The sequence below is a fragment of the Streptomyces brevispora genome (assembly GCF_007829885.1).
Classification (GTDB): domain Bacteria; phylum Actinomycetota; class Actinomycetes; order Streptomycetales; family Streptomycetaceae; genus Streptomyces; species Streptomyces brevispora.
The window spans coordinates 5,834,963-5,856,042 of record NZ_VIWW01000001.1; the positions used below are offsets into that span (position 1 = coordinate 5,834,963).

The 21,080-nt window shown below is 72.1% G+C and carries 18 protein-coding genes and 2 pseudogenes; 13 read left to right on the forward strand and 7 right to left on the reverse strand.

All coding sequences use genetic code 11. The features are described 5' to 3' along the window. The first annotated feature begins 36 nt into the window (after positions 1–36). Positions 37–810, forward strand: a complete 774-nt coding sequence (locus FHX80_RS26860; protein ID WP_145766550.1) for an IclR family transcriptional regulator — start codon at positions 37–39, stop codon at positions 808–810. A 323-nt stretch (positions 811–1,133) separates the two neighbouring features. Then, a complete protein-coding gene (locus FHX80_RS26865) occupies positions 1,134–2,399 on the forward strand; it encodes an aminotransferase class I/II-fold pyridoxal phosphate-dependent enzyme (RefSeq protein ID WP_145766551.1) in 1,266 nt (421 codons plus the stop codon). Positions 2,400–2,568: 169 nt separating this feature from the next. Here FHX80_RS26865 and FHX80_RS26870 read toward each other — a convergent pair whose 3' ends face one another. Genes FHX80_RS26870 through FHX80_RS26880 form a run of 3 tightly spaced genes read right to left on the reverse strand, consistent with a single transcriptional unit; the run spans position 2,569 to position 5,473 of the window. Further along, the gene (locus tag FHX80_RS26870) at positions 2,569–3,174 is read right to left on the reverse strand and encodes a DedA family protein (protein WP_244318455.1); all 606 of its coding nucleotides are present in this window, start codon (positions 3,172–3,174) and stop codon (positions 2,569–2,571) included. Between the two features lie 11 nt (positions 3,175–3,185). Beyond that, positions 3,186–3,968 carry an MBL fold metallo-hydrolase gene (locus FHX80_RS26875; RefSeq protein WP_208764732.1) on the reverse strand — a complete coding sequence of 261 codons (783 nt, stop codon included), beginning with the start codon at positions 3,966–3,968 and terminating at the stop codon, positions 3,186–3,188. Between the two features lie 53 nt (positions 3,969–4,021). Continuing rightward, on the reverse strand, positions 4,022–5,473 hold the full coding sequence (locus FHX80_RS26880; RefSeq protein WP_145766553.1) for a PucR family transcriptional regulator: 1,452 nt from the start codon (positions 5,471–5,473) through the stop codon (positions 4,022–4,024). A 112-nt stretch (positions 5,474–5,585) separates the two neighbouring features. Between FHX80_RS26880 and FHX80_RS26885 the strand changes: the two genes are divergently transcribed. From FHX80_RS26885 to FHX80_RS26905, 5 genes are all read left to right on the forward strand, one after another. Then, positions 5,586–7,121, forward strand: a complete 1,536-nt coding sequence (locus FHX80_RS26885; protein WP_145766554.1) for a purine-cytosine permease family protein — start codon at positions 5,586–5,588, stop codon at positions 7,119–7,121. A 64-nt stretch (positions 7,122–7,185) separates the two neighbouring features. Beyond that, positions 7,186–7,602 carry a YybH family protein gene (locus FHX80_RS26890; protein WP_145766555.1) on the forward strand — a complete coding sequence of 139 codons (417 nt, stop codon included), beginning with the start codon at positions 7,186–7,188 and terminating at the stop codon, positions 7,600–7,602. Between the two features lie 72 nt (positions 7,603–7,674). Then, the gene (locus FHX80_RS26895) at positions 7,675–9,120 is read left to right on the forward strand and encodes a gamma-aminobutyraldehyde dehydrogenase (RefSeq protein WP_145766556.1); all 1,446 of its coding nucleotides are present in this window, start codon (positions 7,675–7,677) and stop codon (positions 9,118–9,120) included. Between the two features lie 145 nt (positions 9,121–9,265). Next, the gene (locus FHX80_RS26900) at positions 9,266–9,670 is read left to right on the forward strand and encodes a serine integrase family protein (RefSeq protein WP_145766557.1); all 405 of its coding nucleotides are present in this window, start codon (positions 9,266–9,268) and stop codon (positions 9,668–9,670) included. Between the two features lie 99 nt (positions 9,671–9,769). Continuing rightward, complete coding sequence (locus FHX80_RS26905) at positions 9,770–11,902, forward strand: phage holin family protein (protein WP_244318457.1); 2,133 nt, start codon at positions 9,770–9,772, stop codon at positions 11,900–11,902. Between the two features lie 25 nt (positions 11,903–11,927). On the opposite strand, the gene FHX80_RS26910 is transcribed toward FHX80_RS26905, so the two are convergent. The 3 genes from FHX80_RS26910 to FHX80_RS26920 form a co-directional block, all read right to left on the reverse strand. After that, a complete protein-coding gene (locus tag FHX80_RS26910; protein WP_145766558.1) occupies positions 11,928–12,980 on the reverse strand; it encodes a LacI family DNA-binding transcriptional regulator in 1,053 nt (350 codons plus the stop codon). A gap of 72 nt (positions 12,981–13,052) precedes the next feature. Beyond that, complete coding sequence (locus tag FHX80_RS26915; RefSeq protein ID WP_145766559.1) at positions 13,053–13,658, reverse strand: DUF305 domain-containing protein; 606 nt, start codon at positions 13,656–13,658, stop codon at positions 13,053–13,055. 97 nt (positions 13,659–13,755) lie between these two features. After that, positions 13,756–14,706: a DUF1996 domain-containing protein gene (locus FHX80_RS26920; protein WP_145766560.1), complete on the reverse strand. Its 951-nt coding sequence runs from the start codon at positions 14,704–14,706 to the stop codon at positions 13,756–13,758. Positions 14,707–15,200: 494 nt separating this feature from the next. On the opposite strand from FHX80_RS26920, the gene FHX80_RS26925 reads away from it, so the two are divergent. Next, positions 15,201–15,440, forward strand: a complete 240-nt coding sequence (locus FHX80_RS26925) for a hypothetical protein (protein WP_145766561.1) — start codon at positions 15,201–15,203, stop codon at positions 15,438–15,440. Here the strand turns inward: FHX80_RS26925 and FHX80_RS26930 are convergent. After that, a pseudogene (locus FHX80_RS26930) lies at positions 15,441–15,698 on the reverse strand (IS630 family transposase); the annotation flags it as partial. It lies immediately after the preceding gene. Between the two features lie 304 nt (positions 15,699–16,002). Here FHX80_RS26930 and FHX80_RS34850 point away from each other — a divergent pair. From FHX80_RS34850 to secD, 5 genes and pseudogenes are all read left to right on the forward strand, one after another. Beyond that, positions 16,003–16,425: an RICIN domain-containing protein gene (locus FHX80_RS34850; RefSeq protein WP_167523649.1), complete on the forward strand. Its 423-nt coding sequence runs from the start codon at positions 16,003–16,005 to the stop codon at positions 16,423–16,425. A gap of 298 nt (positions 16,426–16,723) precedes the next feature. Continuing rightward, a pseudogene (locus tag FHX80_RS26940) lies at positions 16,724–17,019 on the forward strand (BRCT domain-containing protein); the annotation flags it as partial. 137 nt (positions 17,020–17,156) lie between these two features. Beyond that, positions 17,157–17,975 carry a rod shape-determining protein gene (locus tag FHX80_RS26945; RefSeq protein ID WP_145766563.1) on the forward strand — a complete coding sequence of 273 codons (819 nt, stop codon included), beginning with the start codon at positions 17,157–17,159 and terminating at the stop codon, positions 17,973–17,975. Continuing rightward, positions 17,972–18,655 carry a hypothetical protein gene (locus FHX80_RS26950; RefSeq protein ID WP_145766564.1) on the forward strand — a complete coding sequence of 228 codons (684 nt, stop codon included), beginning with the start codon at positions 17,972–17,974 and terminating at the stop codon, positions 18,653–18,655. The genes FHX80_RS26945 and FHX80_RS26950 overlap by 4 nt, the downstream gene beginning before the upstream one ends. A 31-nt stretch (positions 18,656–18,686) precedes the next feature. Beyond that, a complete protein-coding gene (secD, locus tag FHX80_RS26955) occupies positions 18,687–20,987 on the forward strand; it encodes a protein translocase subunit SecD (RefSeq protein WP_145766565.1) in 2,301 nt (766 codons plus the stop codon). Positions 20,988–21,080: the final 93 nt, after the last annotated feature.

Sequence of the window (21,080 nt, forward strand, 5' to 3'; positions counted from 1 at the left end):
GCCGGAATGTCGAACGCGGGAGGGTGGTGCACGGCCATGGGGCGACTTGTCCCGGCGGTGACCAGGGCGCTGGACGTACTCGAACTCTTCCTCGACGGCGACGGTACGCTCTCCGCGCCCGAGGTCACCCGCAAGCTCCAGCTCCCCCGCACCACCGTCCATGAGCTGCTCACCACGCTGGCCGCCCGCTCCTACCTGGTCACGACCCCGGACCGGCCCGGCCGCTACCGCCTCGGCGTGCGCACCTACCAGCTCGGCAGCCGGTACGCCGATCAGCTCGACCTCGCAGCCGAGGGCCGGCAGGTGGCCCAGCAGGTCGCCGAGACGTGCGGGGAGACCGTCCATGTGGCGATCCTGGAGGAGACCGACATCATCTACATCGCCAACGCGGACTCCACCCACGCGGTCCGGATGGTCTCGGCGGCGGGCCGCAGACTGCCCGCCCACTGCACGTCCGTCGGCAAGATGCTGCTCGCGGCTCTGCCCGACCGGGACCTCGACGCACGCCTCGGCGGCCTCGAACTCACCGGCATGACCCCGAACAGCATCACCGACGAAGGGGAGCTGCGGGCCGCGCTCGCCGCTGTCCGGGAGCGGGGCATCGCGGTGGAACACCGGGAGTCCGACCCCGATGTGAGCTGTGTGGCCGCGCCGGTACGGGACCGGACGGGCCGGGTCGTCGCCGCGCTCTCCATCTCCGCACCCATGATCCGCTGGAGCGAGGAGCGCGAACAGGAGCTGGCCGGTCTCGCCGCCGACGGCGCCGGGTCGCTCTCCGGCCGGCTCGGACACCACGGGGGGCGTAAGTGAGTCGCGGGCTGACGGTCACGGATCGCCGACAGCGTCTCGCCGGGCGGGGCCGGGCGACCCCGCCCGGCGCCGGCTCACTGCGTCGGGAAGGAGTTCGGGAAGGAGATATGGGGAGGCGCCGGGCCCGAGGCCGAACCGGGTCTGCCGCCGGGCCGTCACCGCAGGGTGGTTCCCGGCCCGCCGTGCGCCCCCGTCCGGACCGTGGTACGGCCCCGTGGTGGCTTCGCGGTAGCGCAGGCGCCCCGCTCCATTCCCTCGTATAAAGGGGCGGACACGGCCTGGGCGACGGGCCGGGTGACCGAGCGGCGGCGAAGGAGGCCCGGATGGGCCGGGAGCGGACCGGGCGTCAGGAGCGCGGGCAGGCTGGGTACGGCACACCCGGAGTCCGGGAGGACCGCGGGCCCGTGCGCTACGGACCGCCCGCGCCCGCCTCCGGTCTGCCGGTCCTGCCCGAACTGGCCGAGGTGCTGGCGACGGCCGCAGGCAGCGGCGTACCCGAGCCGGCCGGCGGCTCGGCGGCGCTGCGCGATGCGGCCCGCGCCTACTGGGACCGGCGCGGACTGCACGGCGGCTCCGAACACGTCGCCGCCGCGCCGGGCACCTCCTCGTTGCTGCTCGCCCTGATCGCCGCGCACGGCGGCGACGTGCTGATGCCGCGTCCCTGTCCCGCCGCCTGGATCCCGCAGGCCCGGCTGCTGGGCAGACCCGCCTACCACGTGCCGACCCCCGCCGAGTGCGGCGGCGTGCCCGATCCGTACGCGCTGCTGGAGACCGTGCGCAGGGTGCGTGCCGAGGGCGGCCGGCCCCGGCTGCTGCTGATCTCCGTCGTCGACGACCCCACCGCGACCGTCGCCCCGCCGGAACTCGTGCGCGAGGCCTGCGAGGCCGCCGTCGCCGAGGGGCTGCACATCGTCAGCGACGAGACCTGGCGCGACACCCTGCACCGGCCGCACGACACGGTGCTGCTGAGCCCGGCCGAGATGTGCCCCGACGATGTGACGGTGATCTCCGACCTGTCCGGTGCGCTGACCCCGTCCGCCTGGCCGGTCGCGGTCGCCCGGTTCCCGGACACCGGCCGGGCGGCCGTCCGCCACGCCCGTACGCTCGACATCCTCACCGCACTCGGCGCCTTCGTGGCGGGCCCGGTGGCGGCGGCCGCCGCCCACGCGCTGCGCGAACCGGACGCCGTCACGGAGCGGGCCCGCCGGGCCGCCGCCATGCAGGCCAGGGTCGCCGCCGCGGCCCACCGGGCGGTCCTCGCCTCGGGCGCGCTGGCCCGGCCCCCGCAGGCCGGCCGTCATCTGTACGCGGACCTCGGCCCGCTCAGGTCCCGGCTCGCCGCCCGCGGGGTCACGGACTCGCTGGAGCTGGAGGAGTACCTGACGGAACGGCTCGGCACACCGGTCCCCGGCGGCCACCGGTTCGGCGACGAACTCGGGGCACTGCGGGTGCGACTGGGCACCGGGCCGCTGCTCGGGTCCACCCCGCGACAGCAGATGGAGTCCCTCACCGCGGCGGAGCCCCTCGAACTGCCCCATGTCGTGGCAGCCCTGAACAATTTCCGCGCAGCCCTCGACGAACTCCGCTGACGTCCCCAACGGCCGGACCCCGCCCGTCCGGCCCCGGACACTCGAACGGCCGGACCACCGGCGCATGCGGTCCGCGACGTCCGCAACGGCCGGACCACCCACGCATGCGGCCGCCGGACGCGCGAACAGCTCCCCGACGCTCGCGGCACCGCCCCCGAACCCCGCCCGGTCAGCGGCTGAACCGCACCCGCAGCCGGCGCCAACCCGCGGGCGCCGCGCTGATCAGCAGCGTCAGACCGACCGCGGCCACCACGCCCTGCCACGGCTCGGGGAAGAGCGAACCGCCCAGAATGCCGATCAGCTGATACGTGGCGGCCCAGGCCAGACACGCCGGCACATCCCCACGGGCGAACCGCCGCATCGGCATCCGGCCCAGCAGACACGCCAGCATCACCGGTATCCGCCCGGCCGGCACCAGCCGGGACAGCACCAGCACCATCGCGCCGTGCTCCTCAAGCTTCTGCTGCGCCTGCGCGAGCCGCTCCGGAGCGGCCCGGTCACTGATCACCCGCAGCCACTTGGACCCGCTCCTGGACCGAACCCCGCGCTGACCCAGCCAGTACAGGCAGATGTCCCCGAGGAACGCGGCGGCCGACGCGACCAGGAAGACCACCAGCAGCGCGAACGGCGACGACTGGTGGAACGCCACCACCGCCGCCGAGCTCACCAGCGCACCCGTCGGCACCACCGGCACCAGGGCACCCAGCGCCACCAGCAGGAACAGGGACGGATAGCCGACCGCCTGCTGCGTCGACTCGGGAGGCAGCCGGCTCACGACCTCGAATATCACCCGCAGCCCTCCGGCCGCACATGTTCGCCGTGCGCCAGCCGGTGCACCGCCACCTGCGGCGCCAGGAGCGCCGCCTGGCGGACGAACTCGTCACCCGGCGAATGGAACTCGTGCGGCCGGATCCCGTCCATCCCGATCGGCCAGTACGTGCCGTAGTGCACCGGCACGGCCGAGCTCGGCGACAGCCGGGCCAGCGCCTCGGCGGCGCGCCCCGCGTCGAGATGGCTGTGGCCCAGATAGGGCCCCCAGCCGCCGACCGGCAGCAGCGCCACGTCCACCGGGCCGACCGCCCGCGCCATGTCGTCGAACAGACCGGTGTCCCCGGCGAAGTAGGTGCGCGACGCGCCCTCGACGACGTAACCCAGCGCGGGGGAGCGGTGCGGGCCCACCGGCAGGCGCCGTCCGTCGTGCAGTGCCGGAACCGCCCGGATCAGCACCTCGCCGACCCGCACCTCGTCGCCGGGCGCGACCTCGGTGATCCGCAGCCCGCGCACCCGGCGCAGCAGCCGCAGCCCCGGGACCGCCCGGACCGCCCCCAGCGGCACGATCAGCCGGCCGCCCGGGGCGACACGGGCCAGGGACGGCAGATGCAGATGGTCGGAGTGCAGATGCGAGATGAGGACGACATCGGCGACGGTGGCCGCCGGGCCGGGCAGCTCGCCGCGGCGGCGGCGCAGATGCGCGAGGCGCCGCACGAAGAGGGGGTCGGTCAGCACCCGCACCCCGGAGTCCTCGATCGTGCAGGTGGCATGACCCCACCAGGTGACTTCCACCGGCACGTGCCGCCTCCTGTTCCCGGACCTGTCGTCGAGCCTACGGGCAGTCGCCGCGCTCAGTCCGTGAGCCCCAGCGTGCCCGCCGCCTGGATGGCGAGCCAGACCTCGGCCAGCGCTCCCGTCGATCCCAGATCCCGGTCGGCCAGCGTACCGAAGCGCCGCAGCCGGTACGTGAGGGTGTTCGGGTGGATGTGGAGGGCGGCCGCCGCCGTCTCCGTGCGGCGGTTGCGCTCCATCCAGGTGCGGACCGAGACCAGCAACTGCGAGTCGTGGGCGGCGTCGTACCGCAGCACCTCACCGAGCACGTGCTCGACCAGCGCCGTCAGCACCGCCGGGTCGTCCGGCAGCCAGCGGCCCGTCGAGTCGTCGCCGTAGCGGACCACGGGCCGGCCGGACTCGACGGCCTTCGACACCGCCCAGAGCGCCTCCCGCTGCGCCACCCGCAGCGCGGCGCCCGGCAGGAACGGACGGCTCATGCCCGCCGCCACGTCGGACAGCCCGCCGATCTCCACGGCCAGCTCCGGCGAACCCAGCACATAGCGGTCCTCGCCCCAGGTCAGCAGCAGATGCGGATGGTCCTGCAGACAGCGCAGCAGCGCCTCGTCCGTGGCGCCGCGGACGACGATCAGCACCGTGTCGCCCTCGATCGCGTGCCGTGCCAGCCTGCGCCGGGCCGCCTCCGGGTCGAGCACCTCCTGCAACAGTTCGGCCAGCGTCTCCGCGCCCTCGCGCCGCAGTGTCTCGCGCTCGGTGCGCACCATCGCGACCCGCAGCGCCGCCACCGTGGCGATGTGCTGGACGACGGCGAGTCCCGCGGGCTGGGCGCCCTCCCGCTCGTACGCCACCAGGAACCCCGCCGGACCGCCCGGCGCCGGCACCGGCAGCACGAAACCGCCCGGAATGGTCGGCGGCGCGTCCGCCGAGGCGGGCAGCACCCCCGGATCGGGCACCGGCACCCCGGGCAGCAGCGGGCGCCCCTGCGGAGTGCAGAGATAGACGTCGTACCCCGACAGGCGCTCCAGACGGCGCAGCAGCGTGGGGGTGTCCAGATCCTCGGCGACCAGCCAGCGCAGCGAACCGAAGACCTGCAACTGGGCGCCCAGCCGGTGGCGGGCGTCCTCCTGCACCGAGGCGGCCACCTCCTGGGAGACGGCGATGAAGGGCACCGCGAGCGGCACCTCCAGCACCGGGAAGCCCCGCTCCTCGGCCGCCCGGAAGAACGCGTCGTGCAGCGGCGGCATGTGCAACTGCGCGGAGAGGGCGAGCGCGGAGACACCGGCGTCGTCCAGCCGCTCCAGATAGGCACGCTGGCCCGCGGCGGTCCGCGGCACCGCGAGGCCCGTCGTCATGATCACCTCGGCGCCGAGCAGCCACGGTGTCGGATCGGCGAGTTCACTGGCATGCGCCCAGGAGACGGACCGGCCGAGACCGCTGCCACCCGCCCGCACGGTGAGCTGAAGTGCGGGGAACGAGAGCAGATCCTCGACCGTCAGTTTGTTGTTGGCCACAGATGTCAGCGTATCCCTTTGTGACTTTCACAATTGCCCACGGTGGCCGGTACATCCACACTGAGGGGCCAGTCCCCGCGCATGAACAGCACGAACAGCAGGTGGAACGCCCATGACTACCTCGATCACCGAAGTCGAGACCAATGGCGTGGAGCGGATTCCCGACGCGGACCGCACCGCCCGTCCCATCGACCTCTTCCGGCTCGCCTTCGGCGGTGCCAACACTTTCGCGACCTGTGTACTGGGAGCCTTCCCGATCCTGTTCGGCCTCTCCTTCTGGCAGGGCCTCGCCGCGACCGTCCTCGGCCTCCTCGTCGGTGCGCTGCTGCTCGCGCCCATGTCGTTGTTCGGCCCGCGCAACGGCACCAACAACGCCGTCTCCTCCTCCGCCCACCTCGGTGTGCACGGCAGGGTCGTCGGTTCGTTCCTCTCGCTGCTCACCGCGGTCGCGTTCTTCTCGATCTCGGTCTGGTCGTCGGGCGACGCGCTCGTCGGCGGCGCGCACCGGCTCGCGAACGTTCCCGAGTCCGACATCACGTACGGCATCGCCTACGCGATCTTCGCCGCACTCGTCCTGGTGGTCTGCGTCTACGGCTTCCGCTTCATGCTGCTGGTCAACAAGATCGCGGTGGTGGCGGCCTCGGCGCTGTTCGTCCTCGGGGCCTTCGCCTTCGCCGGGGACTTCGACGCCGGGTACGCGGGCTCGTTCGCCTCGACCGCCGACCCGCTGTTCTGGCCGTCCTTCGTCGGCGCCGCGCTGATCGTGTTGTCCAACCCGGTCTCGTTCGGCGCCTTCCTCGGCGACTGGTCGCGCTACATCCCGGCCGACACCCCGCGCCGCCGCGTCATGGGCGCGGCGTTCCTCGCCCAGATCGCCACGCTGCTGCCGTTCGTCTTCGGTCTCGCCACCGCGTCGATCATCGCCACGAAGGCCGCGAAGTACGTCGACCCGGACGCCCCCAACTACGTCGGCGGACTGCTCGCCATCTCGCCCGGCTGGTACTTCCTGCCGCTCTGCCTGATCGCCCTGATCGGCGGCCTCTCCACCGGTACGACCGCGCTGTACGGCACCGGGCTCGACGTCTCCAGCGTGTTCACCCGCTTCAGCCGCGTGCAGTCGACGTTCTTCATCGGCGCCCTGTCGATCGCCTTCATCTTCGTCGGCCGGTTCGCACTCAACCTCACGACGTCCATCTCCACCTTCGCGACCCTGATCATCACCTGCACCGCCCCGTGGATGATCGTCATGATCCTGGGCTACGTGATCCGGCGCGGCTGGTACGACACGGACGCGCTCCAGGTCTTCAACCGCAGGCAGGTCGGCGGCCGCTACTGGTTCAACCACGGCTGGAACTGGCGCGGCCTGTCCACCTGGCTGCTCTCCGCCTCGGTGGCGCTGCTCTTCACCAACCTGCCCGGCCAGTTCGTCGGCCCGTTCGGCAACCTCGCGAACGGCACGGACATCTCGCTGCCGGTCGGCCTGGCCCTCGCGGCGGTGCTCTACCTCGGCCTGCTGACCGTGTTCCCCGAACCGCGTGCGGTGTACGGGCCGGACGGACCCCGGTTCGTCCGCGCCTCGGACACCCCGGTCCCGCCGATCACCAGCACCGACGAGGAGCCCGCCCCCGCACCGGCCGCGGCGCTCTGACCACCGCTTCCGCCCCGAACCGGCCCTCGCCCCCGCCCCCGCCCCCCGCATCCAGGAGCCGTCCATGACCACGCCGAGTACGCCCGTCCGGGACACCGAGCAGATCCGCGCCGCCGCCGACGCGCTCGTCGCCGCCTTCTCCGAGGGCCGCCTCGACGACTACTTCGGCGCCTTCGCCCCTGACGCGACCTTCGTCTTCCACTCCACCCCGCGGCGGCTCGGCTCCACCGCCGAGTACCGCGCGCTCTGGCAGGAGTGGGTGGACCAGGACGACTTCCGGATCCTCGGCTGCACCTCGACCGGGCAGCTGATCCAGCACTTCGGGTCCACCGCCGTCTTCAGCCACGACGTGGAGACCACGATCTCCACCCGGGAAGGCCAGGAGACGGTCCACGAGCGGGAGACGATCGTCTTCGCCCGCGCCGACGACGGCGGCTGGCCCGCCGTCCACGAGCACCTGTCCGCCCGTACGGCCGGCTGACCCGCGCGGCAACGCCGCCCGCGTCCCGCACCGTAACGCCGCCCGACCACCAGAGAGACCGGTTTCCCCCGCATGACCATCACGTTCCGCAACTTCATCGACGGTGTCCCCGCGGATGCCTCGGACGGCCGCACACTCGATGTCGTGGACCCGGCGACCGGTGAGGTCTACGCGACCTCCCCGCTCTCCGGAGCGGCCGACGTGGACGCGGCGATGGCCGCCGCCGCTGCCGCCTTCCCCGTCTGGCGCGACACCACCCCCGCCGTGCGCCAGCTGGCCCTCCTGAGGATCGCGGACGCCATGGAGGCGCGGGCCGACGACCTGGTGGCCGCCGAGAGCCGGGACACCGGCAAGCCGCTGCACCTCACCCGCAGCGAGGAACTGGCGCCCGCCATCGACCAGATCCGCTTCTTCGCGGGAGCCGCCCGGCTGCTGGAGGGCCGCTCGGCCGGCGAGTACATGGACGGCATGACCTCGATCATCCGCCGTGAGCCGGTCGGTGTCTGCGCACAGGTCGCCCCGTGGAACTACCCCCTCCTGATGGCCGTCTGGAAGTTCGCCCCGGCGCTCGCCGCGGGCAACGCGGTGGTCCTCAAGCCGTCCGACACCACCCCGGCGTCGACCGCCCTGATCGCCGGGATCATCGGCGAGGTCCTGGACTCGCTGGAGCTGCCGCGCGGGATCTTCAACGTGGTCTGCGGCGACCGCGAGACCGGCCGGCTGATGGTGGAGCACCCGACCCCGGCGATGGCCTCCATCACCGGTTCGGTACGGGCCGGCATCCAGGTCGCCCAGAGCGCCGCCATCGACGTCAAGCGGGTCCACCTGGAGCTCGGCGGCAAGGCGCCCGCCGTCGTCTTCGAGGACGCGGACCTGGCGAAGGCGGTCGACGACCTGATCGTCGGCGGCTTCTTCAACGCCGGGCAGGACTGCACCGCCGCGACCCGGATCCTGGTCCACGAGTCCGTCCACGACGAGTTCGTCACGGCGCTGGCCAAGGCCGCCGCCGACACCAAGACCGGGCAGCCGGACGACGAGGACGTGCTCTACGGCCCGCTCAACAACGCCGGACAGCTCGCCCAGGTCAGCGGCTTCATCGAGCGGCTCCCCGAGCACGCCACGGTCGAGGCGGGCGGCCACCGGGTCGGCGAGAAGGGCTACTTCTACGCCCCGACCGTCGTCTCCGGCCTCGAGCAGGACGACGAGATCGTCCAGAACGAGGTCTTCGGGCCCGTGATGACCGTCCAGTCGTTCACGGACGAGGCCCAGGCCGTCGCGTACGCCAACGGCGTCGACTACGCCCTGGCCTCCTCGGTGTGGACCAAGGACCATGGCCGCGCCATGCGGATGTCCAGGAACCTCGACTTCGGCTGTGTGTGGATCAACACCCACATGGCACTGGTCGCCGAGATGCCGCACGGCGGGTTCAAGAAGTCCGGCTACGGCAAGGACCTCTCCGCCTACGGCTTCGAGGACTACACCCGGATCAAGCACGTCATGACCTCGCTCGACGGCTGACCCCCACCGGCAACCGCGCCGGCCGCCCCACCCCGGGCGGCCGGCGCCTCTGCTTCCGTGCGCCCCCTTCCCGCCCTGACGAGCGCCCTCCCGGGCGGGAACCGGGGGAGTAGGGTCGCAGAACGCCTAGCACGGGAGAGCGGCCATGGGGGACGTACGGGTGGCGGCCATCGCCAGTCTCACACCGCTGGAGGAACTCGACAGCGACCCGTTCCTCGTGGACACCCGCAGCCAGCACGACATGTGCGCCCGCTGGGCCGCCGGCAAGGGCTACGTCGTCACCCGGCAGCTGCGCCTCTACGGATTGCGTCCCGACCACCAGGCGCTCTGGGCCGATGTCGAGGACGGCGAGGTCGAACTCTTCGTCGCGCCCAACGACCGGGTGCTCGCGCGGGCCGTCGCGTCGGTGCCGCGCTTCACCGAGGAGTGCGAGCGGCGCGGCGTACGCCTGGAGATCGCCGGTCTCGACGAGCCGCTCTACAGCTCCCGGACGAAAGCGGGCGTGCACCGCAGGCTCACCATGCCCACCGCGGGCTACGACGGCTGCTGACCGGCCTGTCCGGAGCTCGTCGGCGAAGCCAGCCCTCCCGCTGTGAAAAACTGGGGCAGGGTCCGGAACGGCGGGGCCCGGACGTGAGGTGGCACAGGCGTGGGTGACGGGCGATGGCGAACAGCCGGCAGCGCCCTGATGCGAGTGATTGTGGTGTGGGCGGTCTCGACGCTCACGATGCTTGTTCTCGCCGGGATTCTGCCGGACTTCCAGCTCCAGTCGGACGACGGCGACAGCGTCACCAAGACCGCGTTCACCGCGGCCTGGGGTGCGGGCGCGTTCGGTCTGCTCTCCGCACTGGTCTGGCCGGTGCTGGTACGGGCCCTGCTCATCGTGCCGGCCCTGGTCCTCGGGATGCTGGTCTTCTTCCTCAACGGCTCGCTGCTGCTGATCGCGCTGCGGCTCATCCCGGACGGGCGCGGCGCGGCCGACCCGCAGACGGCCGTCGTCGTCGCGGCCGTGATGTCCGCCGTCGCGTCGGCGACCTCCACCGCGCTCGCCGTCCGTGACGACAACGCCTACCGCCGCCGCCTGTCACGCCTCGCGGACCGGCGCCGCCGCCGCAGCGGCAGGGACGGCGCCGCGGACGGGGGGACGCCCGGCACGGTCTTCATCCAGCTCGACGGAGTCGGCCACGACGTCCTCGCGCAGGCCGCCGCCGACGGACTGATGCCGACCGTCGCGCACTGGCTGGCCGACGGAACCGGCCACCGGCTCACCCCGTGGCGCACCGACTGGTCCAGCCAGACCGGCGCCAGCCAGCTCGGCATCCTGCACGGAAGCAACTTCGACGTCCCGGCCTTCCGCTGGTACGAGAAGGAGACCGGCGACGTCATGGTCTCCAGCCGGCCGGCGAGCGCCCTCGAAATGCAGCGCCGGGCCGTCGCGCGCACCCACGACGGCGGACTGCTCGTGCTCGACGGAGCCGGCCGCGGCAACCTCTTCAGCGGCGGCGCCGACCAGCTCGCACTCGTCCTGTCGATGGCCGCCAGACGAGGCAAGGGACGCCGTTCCCGGGCCGGGTACTTCGCCTACTTCGCCGACCCGGCCAACGCCGTCCGTACCGCGCTGTCCTTCGTCGCCGAGGTCGGCAGGGAGATCGGCCAGTCGACCCGCGCGCGCCTCCGCAAGGACACGCCCCGGATCAAGCGCGGCGGGCTCTACCCCTTCATCCGGGCCTTCGCGACCGTCGTCGAACGCGATGTGGTGGTCGCCGCCGTCATGGGCGACATGTTCGCCGGACGGACCGCGGTCTACGCCGACCTGGTCGCGTACGACGAGGTGGCCCATCACTCGGGACCGCGCAGCCGGGACGCGGAGAAGGTCCTCGCCCGGCTGGACCGCTCGCTCGCCCTGATCGCCAAGGTCGCCGAACACACCCCGCGCACGTACCGGATCGTGCTTCTGTCCGACCACGGCCAGAGCCCGGGGGAGACCTTCGCGGGCGCGTACGGGCTGACGCTGAAGAACCTCGTGAGGGCGGGCAGCGGACTGCCGGTGCCCCGCCGGGCGCAGCGCACCAGCAGCGGTTCCGAGGCGCGTGACGCGGTACGGATCGCGCTCCACCGGCCGGTCGACGGGGACGAGCAGGAGAGCCTGGCGCACCCCTCGGACCCGGTCGTTCTCGCCTCCGGCAACCTCGGCCTGATCTCCTTCCCCGACATAGCGGGACGCGCCTCGCTGGAGCAGCTCGACCGCCGCCACCCCGCGCTGCTCAGCACGCTCGCCAACCACCCCGGCATCGGCTTCCTGCTGGTACGCAGCGAGAGCCACGGCTCGGTGGTGCTGGGGCCCGGCGGCGCCCGGATACCCGTGGCGGAACTGCGGGACGGCGAGGGACCGCTGGCTCCCTTCGGCGCGGGCACGGCGGCCGCGGTCCGGCGCACCGACACCTTCCCGCACGTCGCCGATGTGATGGTCAACTCGATGTACGACCCGGAAACGGGCACCGTGCACGCCTTCGAGGAGCAGATCGGTTCGCACGGCGGTCTGGGCGGTGAACAGTCCCGGCCCTTCCTGCTCTGGCCGCGCGGCATGACGGACCCGCTGGACGCGGCAGCCGCCGAGGGCGAGGCGCGGCCCGCCGAACTGGTCGGCGCCGAGACGGTGCACCGGGTCCTGAGACGCTGGCTGAGCGACGTCTCGGGACCGCAGGTGCCCGTGGGACAGGTGCCCGTAGGACAGGTGGACGGGGCGGGCGGCGCGGCCCCGGGAGCAGGCGCCCGAAGCTGACGTCCGCGACGGCCGGCCCGCGGCGTCAGGTCGATTTCCGCCGCACCAGCGTCGGATGGAAGATCACCGACGGCATCGGCTCACCGGGCCTGCCGATCTGCTTCAACAGCAGCCGGGCCATCTCCGCGGACATCTCCTCCACCGGCTGCCGCACCGTCGTCAGCGGCGGATCACAGGCCGTGGCCGCACTGCTGTCGTCGAACCCGACGAGAGCGACATCCTCGGGAATCTCCTTGCCCGCCCGCAGCAGCACCGGGAGCGCGCCCAGCGCCATCAGGTCCGACGCGACGAACACCGCGTCCAGGTCCGGACGGTCACCGAGCAGTCGCTTCATCGCCGCCGCGCCGCCCGCGTGCGTGAAGTCGCCCTCGGCCGCCGCCACGTCCCGGATGCCGTGCACCGCGAGCGCGTCCAGGAAACCCGTGAGCCGCGCCTGACCGGCCGGCATGTCCTGCGGGCCCGACACCGTGCCGATCCGGCGCCGGCCCAGTGAGGCCAGATGGTCGGCGGCCAGCTGTGCCCCCGCCCGCTGGTCGGCCTCGACATAGGTGAGCGGGGTGGGCCGACGGGGCTGCCCCGCGAGCACGGCGGGCAGCCGGGTGCCGTGCAGCAGCCCCGGCAGCGGGTCGTCCGCGTGCGAGGAGATGAGCACCACCCCGTCGACATGGCCGTGACGCAGATAGGAAAGCAACTGGGTCCGGGACGCCTGGTCGTCGGCCAGCATCAGCACCAGCTGGATGCCGGCCGGGCGCAGCACTTCGAGCAGTCCGCTGATCACCCGCCCGAAGTACGGATCGGAGAACATCCGGCCGATGAAGGGTTCGGAGACCGGGCGCCGCTCCTGTTCCGAGACAACGAGCGCGACCGAGTCGGTGCGCCGGGTCACCAGCGAGCGGGCCGCGCGGTTGGGCACGTACCCGGTGGCGTCAACGGCCTCTTCGACCACCCGGCGCAGCGCCGGGTCCACGGTCGTCGAGCCGTTGATGACCCGGGAGACCGTGGCCCGGGACACTCCCGCCACACCGGCTACGTCCTCCAGGGTGGCGGGGCGCGCGGGCAGTGGTGCGTCGGCAGTCATGCAGCCTTTATACCGGGCGGTACGACCGGCCCGGAATCAGGTGCGGAGCCCCGGGCCGCGGGCGACGGGGCATCAGCCGGTGCCCCCGGACGCGCCCGGAAGCAGGCCGACTTCGGCGAGTTCGCCCTCGCGCGCCGACACCAGGTCGGTGGCGAGCCGCTTGGCATCGGGCCTGGTTCCGGACTCCGTCTCGGAGCGGGACACCTGGGCGGTCTGGCGCAGATGATCACGAATCCGCGCGGTGAGGAGGCGGTCGAACGCGCGGCCCTTGACGGAGGCGGCCCGTTCGAGGTCGCGTTCCGACACCATCCCCGGCATGTCGTGTCCCTCGTGCACGTTGGTGTCAGGCAGTCCCATCCGGGCCAGCAGCGGTCGCAACCGGGCGAGTTCGGCGTTCTGCGCGGTACGGAGTCCGGCCGCCCAGCGCCGTACCCGGGGATCACCCGCGTGCTGACCGGCGAGTGACAGCAGCGCCACGGCCTGCTCGTTCATCGGGGTCATCAGCTGGGCCCAGGCGGCATCCGTCGGATCGGCCGGGGCCCGGCCCGTGGTGGAGGGAAGTGTGGTCGCGGAGACCGGGGGAACCGGTGCGGCCGGGCGCTCGGTGTCGGCCGGGGCCGCGCACCCGGCCAGGAGGAGGAGCAGGGACAGCGCTTGGGTGCTGCGGGCCGCCTTCATGACGAGGTCCTCGGGGGTACGGGCCCGTCCGGGGCTCGGGCCCCGGACGGGCTGTCGGACGGGCTGCGGCCGCGCTCTCCGGCGGGGCGGTGGCCGGTCAGGGGGTGCCGTTGGCCCCGCACTTCACGATGGCGTTGATGCAGTCGCGGACGCGCTGGGCCATCTCGGCCTCGGGCCACACGTTGAAGAAGTCACCGTGCATGGTGTAGCCGGGGCCGGACGCCAGGCGGAAACGGGCCGGGTCGCCGTTGACCGGATAGCGCAGTACCTGGCGGAGCTTGGGCACCGGAACCGGGTGGGTCGAGGGGCAGTCGCCGTTGACCGGATACGCCATGTGGCTCTTGTGGTCGGCGGAGTCGAGGTCCCTGCCGTTCCAGCACTGCGGGAAGTCCAGGTAGGACTCCAGCATCGCGTCCGCAGGGCAGTTCACGAAGTTGTGCGAGGGGTTGACCTCGCCGTGGTGGAGGCACGACCAGCGCGAGATCGTGTTGTCGTCGGGGCCGGTCGCCTTCGCGTTGCCCGCGACGATGCGCAGTCCGCGCGGGAAGGGCTTGATCCGCTTGATGACATCGTCCCGGACACCTTCGCCCAGGTAGTAGAACGTGGTGCCGGTGGGTTTGACCTCCTTGTTGCCGTCGTACAGGGTGGGCACCCAGTAGGACGACAGGTCCGTCGCGGGTGCGCAACTGCTGCCGGCCCGCTCCAGCGAGGCCAGGTCGGAGTTGCCGTTCGTCGATGTGTTGCCGAAGAAGCTGTGCATGTGCGAGGCACCGGGCAGGCCCGGGAAGACGATCGGGTCGTCGGGCGCCCGGTGGGTGTACGGGCATTCGGCGAGGAATTCGGCCACCCGGACCACATCGGCGGCCGCCTTGGGAGCCGGTGAGGCGTTCGTGCGCCCGTCCGGATCGGCGGACGCGTTGCCGGTGGTGGCCTGGAGGAAGGACAGGGCGAGCGCGGCGGCGACGAGCCCCGCGATGCGGTACCGCCGGGGCGGCAGGGTTCTGCGGCGGCTGGGTTCGCCGGTGCGTCGATGACTGAAGAAGAGCACGGCACTCCTGTTCGGAGGAAGTGGGGGATTCCTTGATCGTGCGAGAGAGCGCTCTCTCAAAGGAACGTAAAATGACGTCCTGGGCATGTCAATAGAACACGCAAGGCGATAACTCGCTTCCGTTTGAAGCTAGTTGGAACTCCTCTGGTGGAATGGAAGCGAGGGAGCGCTCTCTCGGCGCGCTTCCACGGCAGCCCTCCCGTGCGGGACGGGGGCGGTCCGAGGGTGCTGCCCGGCGCCGCCCTCCCGCTGCCGGGACGTTGTCGGTCAGCGGCTGAGCCACGACCGCCCGAAGCCGCTCACGCGTATCACTGTCAGTGGTGGGCGGCAGGATGGAGGGCGTGACGAACCCACCTGTTGTGCTCGCCGACACCGCTGCCTACGCCGTCGTGGTCGAAGAGGCGTCACAGGCCGCCGCCGCCTACTACGCCACGGGCGAGAGCACGCGAGTGCCGTGACCGGTATGGTTCGCCGGGTCGGAGGGGAGGAACGCGATGTTCGTTGAGATCGCCTTTGCCGGTCTACCCATCGACCGAGATGAGGTCGAGGAAGCGTTGGACGCCGCGTTTGGTCCCGACGGGGAGATCACGGGCGCGGGCAGCGGGATGGAACGTTGTCATCTCGACCTGGAGATCGAGGGAAGCCTCGATCGCGGGGTGGCACTGGAACGGGTTCGTTCCGTGCTGGCCGGGCTCGGCGTGCAGGAGTGCACGACGTTGAACGTCAGCGACTGATCACGCGGCGAACGATCGTCCGCCCCAACGGATGCCCTTCTCGCTGCGGGTGTGAGTACGCTCCTTCCGCTGGGCAGCGAGGACGTCGGGGTGGCGGGCGTTCTTGTTGCGCCATCGCAGGTAGGCGTGCAGGCCCCGGGTCTGGGCGGTGTGGTTGCGGTGGTTGCAGTTGGCGACGGTGAACTGTCGAAGCGGCCCGAAGTGGGCCTCAATCGGCTTGGCCCAGGACGCGTAGGTCGGCGCGAAGCACAGCTTCAACGAGATCGGCCTGGCCTGCTTGGACCCTCGGTGGGATCGAGTGCGAGGTCGGGCAAGGGGCGCGGTTGTGCCGCCGGCCGTCACCGATCTTCGAAGGTGGCCACCGTCTCCACTCCGCGCTTCCGGCTGTGCGAACTCTATAAAAACCCCTGTGTCGTGGCTCACAGTCTGGCATGCTTGGCGCGCGCCAGTTGTTCTATCCGCGTCGATCAGGAGGAACGTAACTGTGGCAAGAAACCGTCAAAGAGCCAGCGTTGCCGCCGCAGCGGCAGCCGTCATCGGTGGTTTGTTCTTCTTCGCACCCGTGAGCCAGGCACAGGCGGCGACCGGCTCGTTTCTGTACAACCTCAACAGCGGAAAGTGCCTCAGTCCCGCCGGCGGGGCCGTAGGCAACAACACGGGCACCGTCATCTACAACTGCGACACCGACCCGTCCCGCCTTTGGTACGCGGTCTACAAGGGGAACAACAACTACCAGCTCCTGAATCTCAACAGCGGAAAGTGCCTCAGTCCGGCCGGTGGAGCCGGAGCCAACAACACGGCTACTGTCATCTACACGTGTGACAATGACTCGTCGCGACTGTGGTACTTCAGCGGAAATCTGGTAGTGAACTACAGCAGTGGCAAGTGCCTTACACCTGCCGGTGGAGCCGTAGGCAACAACACGGCCACCGTCATCTACAACTGTGACACCCACCCCTCCCGTACGTGGCAGTTGACGTCGTAAGGGCGATCTCGTCCAAGGGCTGCTATCGGAGGGCGTGAACCCGCCTCCGATAGGGCCTGCGCGAACGAACCATGCGCACTCCAGTCCCGATGATCACGAACGGATCCTGGCGAGCGCAGTGCGACGAGGACTGGACGGCCCGTTGTTCTGGGCATCCGGGCTTCGGTCTGCCACCGTCTGTCTGGTCGAATCGCCTGTCCGTGAGCACGCGTCCGCACGGACGCCGACCGGGCGCTTGGCGGGCCAGGCCGATCCGCGCCGCCGCAGGCGGCGACCACATCTGAACCTCATCGGCGAACCCGGCGCAGCGGACGGCGAGGCGGGTGCGGCCGGGCGGCCGCTGGACGCGATGACGGTGGTGGTCACCGGGGCCATGACGGGCGCGCTGGAGAAGCTCTCGCGCAGCGAGATGAACGAGCTGATCGAGCGGGCCGGCGGGAAGGCCTCCTCCAGCGTCTCCAGCGCACCACGCTGCGGGTGGTCGGTGAGAAGGCCGGGTCCAAGCACACCAAGGCGCGGGACCTGGGTATCCGGATCACCGCCCCCGAGGAGTTCGCCGAACTGATCGAGGAGTACCTGCCGTCCGAGGTATGAGGCCACACCCCTTCGATTTTGCGCGGGAGTAGCTTTCTTTGCCTACCTATTGCATAGTGAGGGCTCGGTCATGCCTCGCTATCAGCGGGTCGATGGGTGTGTGAACGGCTGCGACAGCAGACCGGGGGTGAGGGGCGATGCGTTCTTTGCGCGACGGACAGCGACACGTTCGCTCCGTTCACCGGCAGCACCGGGGAGTGACCCGGGGGCTCGCGATCGACCTCGGCAGCTCCCGGACCCGCGCCTGGATCCCCGGGCAGGGCGTCGTCGCCGACACCGGAAACGGCCCCGGCGGTGAGTACGGCCAGGGCGGTCCGGTCCGGCGCGGACGCATCGTCGACACCGAGTCCTGCGGCCGGATGCTCGGCCGCATCGCCGACTCGGCACTGGGCGCCGACCGCAGCGACACGGTGATCGTCCTCAGCCACCCCGTACTCGCGGGCCCCGAGCACCGCGCAGCCGCCCGGGAGGTCCTTGCCGCGCTCGGCCCTTCGAGCGTCATCGTCCTGGACAGTGCCAGGGCCGCCGCCGCATGCGCCGGCCCGCAGGACGGCGGCCCGCTGCTCGTCGTCGACATCGGTGCCGAACTGACCGAGGCGACGCTCCTGGTGGACGGCAGGGTCCGCGACGCGCGGCTGGCCGAGACCGGGCTCAGCGACCTGGAGCCCGACGATCCGCCCACCGCCGTCGTCCGGGCGGTGCTGGACATGGTCATGGCGATGTGGCAGCAGGACCGTCATGGCGCGGTGCTCGGAGCCCTGCGCAAGGGCCCGCTGCTCGCCGGAGGCGGCGCGTTGCGCCCGGACGTCACGGACGGGATCGCGGTCCGCCTCGGCGCCCCGGTCCGTCTCTCGGACGACCCGGCGACCACGGTCGTGCGCGGGGCCGGGCTGTTCCTCAGCTCCGTGCTCCGTCAGGCCACCGTCGCACCGGCCCTGCCCGGCCGAGCCGGGTGACCCCCCTCCCGGGGTCGGCCCGGGGCAGCGAGCACCCGCGGAACCGGCCGGACACCACGGCGCACCGCCGACGTGCGGCTTCGGCGCGGCAGCTCCTCGCCGCGCTGCTCCTCGCCGTCCTCACCGTCGCCGGAGGCGCGCCCGCGGCAGCCGGAGCCGGACTCCCCGCCCGGTTCGCGGCCCATCCCGTGTCCGTCGCGGGTCAGCCGACCGGAACCCAGCCGGCCGACCGGCCCCTCGACCGCACGGATCGCGCGAACCACACGGACCGCACGGACCGGACCGTGCGGACGGACCGGACCGTGCGGACGGACCGGACGGTGCGGACGGACCGGACCGGCCGGGCGCCCGGTACCCACGACATCCCCCGTCCCCGCATCCGCGCCGCCGCCGAGAGCCTCCGGCCGGGGCCGGGGACCGCGCCCCAGCCGTGGATCGCCGCCGAACACCCCCGTGCCCCTCAGCACCTCCCGCCGCCCGGCCCGGGCTCCCCGCTCCCGAGCCCGCCCGGCCTTCCGCTGCCGCACCCCGTCCCCGGATGCACCCTTGCCGGACCTCCGGCCGCCGCCGACCGTTTCGGCGCCGCGCTGCCCGGTGTGCGCGGGCCTCCGGGTACGGCCGTTCACCGGCCATGGGACCTGTCACCGGTCCCGTCCCGTACACCTGCCGTGGCGCCCTGACCGAGGGGCCCGGCGCCCCCGGAGGAACTCCATGACTCGCGCCACCATGGTGCGGGCAGTTCTGGCTGCGGCCGTTCTGCTCGTCGCCGTGCTCATCACGCTGACCATGTCCCCCAGACTTGGCCTCGATCTCCAGGGCGGCACCAGAATGGTGCTGCAGGCCAAGGACTCCGGCACCGCGAAGGCGGACCGGGAGAGCACCGACCGCACCCTGGAGGTACTGCGCAAGCGCATCGACTCGCTCGGCGTCGCGGAACCGACGCTGACCCGCTCCGGCGAGGACCGGATCATCGTCGAGCTCCCGGACGTCCAGGACCCGCGCAAGGCCGCCGAAGTCATCGGCAGAACCGCCCAGCTGACCTTCCACGCGGTACAGGGCCCCGGAACACCCGACGCCCCCGGGACCGAGGACGGGCTGACGCTCCCCGACGAGCAGGGCCGCCACCTCGCTCTCGGCCCCGCCGCGCTCTCCGGCGCGGGCGTCAAGGACGCCTCCGCCGCGTTCGACGCCCAGCAGGGCGCCGGCTGGTCCGTCTCCCTCGACTTCCACAAGGACGCCGGCCGGGACTGGACCCGGCTGACCGGGGAGGCCGCCTGTCACCCCGTCGAGGACGAGCGGCGCCGGGTCGCCATCGTCCTGGACAAGCAGGTGATCTCCTCGCCGCAGGTCTCCCCGACCGTCGGCTGCAACACCGGCCTGCCCTCCGGCTCCACCCAGATCACCGGTTCCTTCAGCGCCGACGAGGCCCGCGAACTCGCCCTGCTGATCCAGGGCGGCGCGCTGCCGGTGCCCGTCGAGATCGTCGAGCAGCGGACCGTCGGCCCGACGCTCGGCGCCGCCGCCATCGACGCCAGCGCCCGCGCCGCCCTCATCGGTGCCGCGGCCACGGCACTGTTCATCACCATCGTCTACCGGCTCTTCGGCGCGCTCGCCGCCGTCGCCCTCGGCGCCTACGGAGTGATCTCCTACGCGGCGCTCGTCGCGCTCGGCGTCACGCTCACCCTGCCCGGACTCGCCGGATTCGTGCTGGCCATCGGCATGGCGGTCGATGCCAACGTGCTGGTCTTCGAACGGGCCAGGGAGGAACACGCCCAATATCCAGGCCGGTCCCTGCGCACCTCCCTGACCGCCGGGTTCCGGCACGCCTGGAGCGCCGTCGCCGACTCCAACGTGACGACACTGATCGCGGCCGGGCTGCTCTTCTTCCTCGGCTCCGGCCCGGTCAAGGGCTTCGGCATCACGCTCGGCATCGGTGTCCTCGCGTCGATGTTCTCCGCACTGGTCATCGCCCGCGCCCTCACCGAGACCGCCGCGGGCTCCAAGTTCGTCGGCGACTACCGGGCCATCAACGGCATCGCCAGCCCGGGCCGGGTACGGACCTGGCTGAACCGCCGCGATCCGCAGCTGATGCGGTACCCGCGCCGCTGGCTGATGATCTCCGCGGTGCTGATCGCCGTGGCGGTGACCGGCATCCTGGTACGCGGCGTCAACCTCGGCGTCGAATTCACCGGGGGCCGCCTCGTCGAGTACTCGACCAGCCGCCCCGTCGACGTCGAGACGGCCCGTACCGCGCTGGCCGGCGCGGGCTTCGCCGACGCCGAGGTCACCACGGCGGGCGCGGGCGACATCTCGGTGCGCACCGGTGAGCTCGACAACGCCGGCGAACACGCGCTGCGCGCCGCCCTGGCCGAGGAGGGCGGCGAGACCACCAAGGTCCGGGACGAACTCATCGGCCCCAGCCTGGGCGACGAACTGCGGCGCAACGCCCTGATCGCGCTGGGCATCGCCGTCCTCGTCCAACTGGTCTATCTGGCGGTCCGGTTCCGCTGGACGTTCGCGGTGGCCTCGGTCGGGGCGCTGGTCCACGACGTGATCATTCTGGTCGGCGCCTTCGCCTGGCTGGGACGCACCGTGGACGGCATCTTCCTGGCGGCGCTCCTCACCGTCATCGGGTACTCCGTCAACGACTCGGTGGTGGTCTTCGACCGGGTCAGGGAACTGTGGGCAAAGGCCCGCAGGGAGCCTCTCGAGCACGTGGCGAACCGGGCCGTTCTGCAGACGGTTCCCAGAACCGTCAACACCGGGATGGGCGCCTTGTTCATCCTCGTCGCGCTGGCCGTACTGGGTGGTGACTCGCTCGCGGACTTCGCCCTGGCCCTGCTGATCGGCATCGTCGTCGGAACGTACTCCTCGGTCATGACCGCGGTACCGGCCGCACTCCTCCTGGAGCGCAGCAGCAAGGCCCCGCCGCCGCCCGCCCGGAAGCGCGCCCCGAGCGGCAGGTCCGGTGCCGGGCGCCGGGACCCGCTCGACAACGGGGCCCGCGTATAGCCCCGTCGCCACTCCGTCGCCCCCGTGCCGCCCCAGCGGCGCGGGGGCGACGCGCGTCGGTCGTGGTATTCGCCGGGCGCAACGGCACAATCC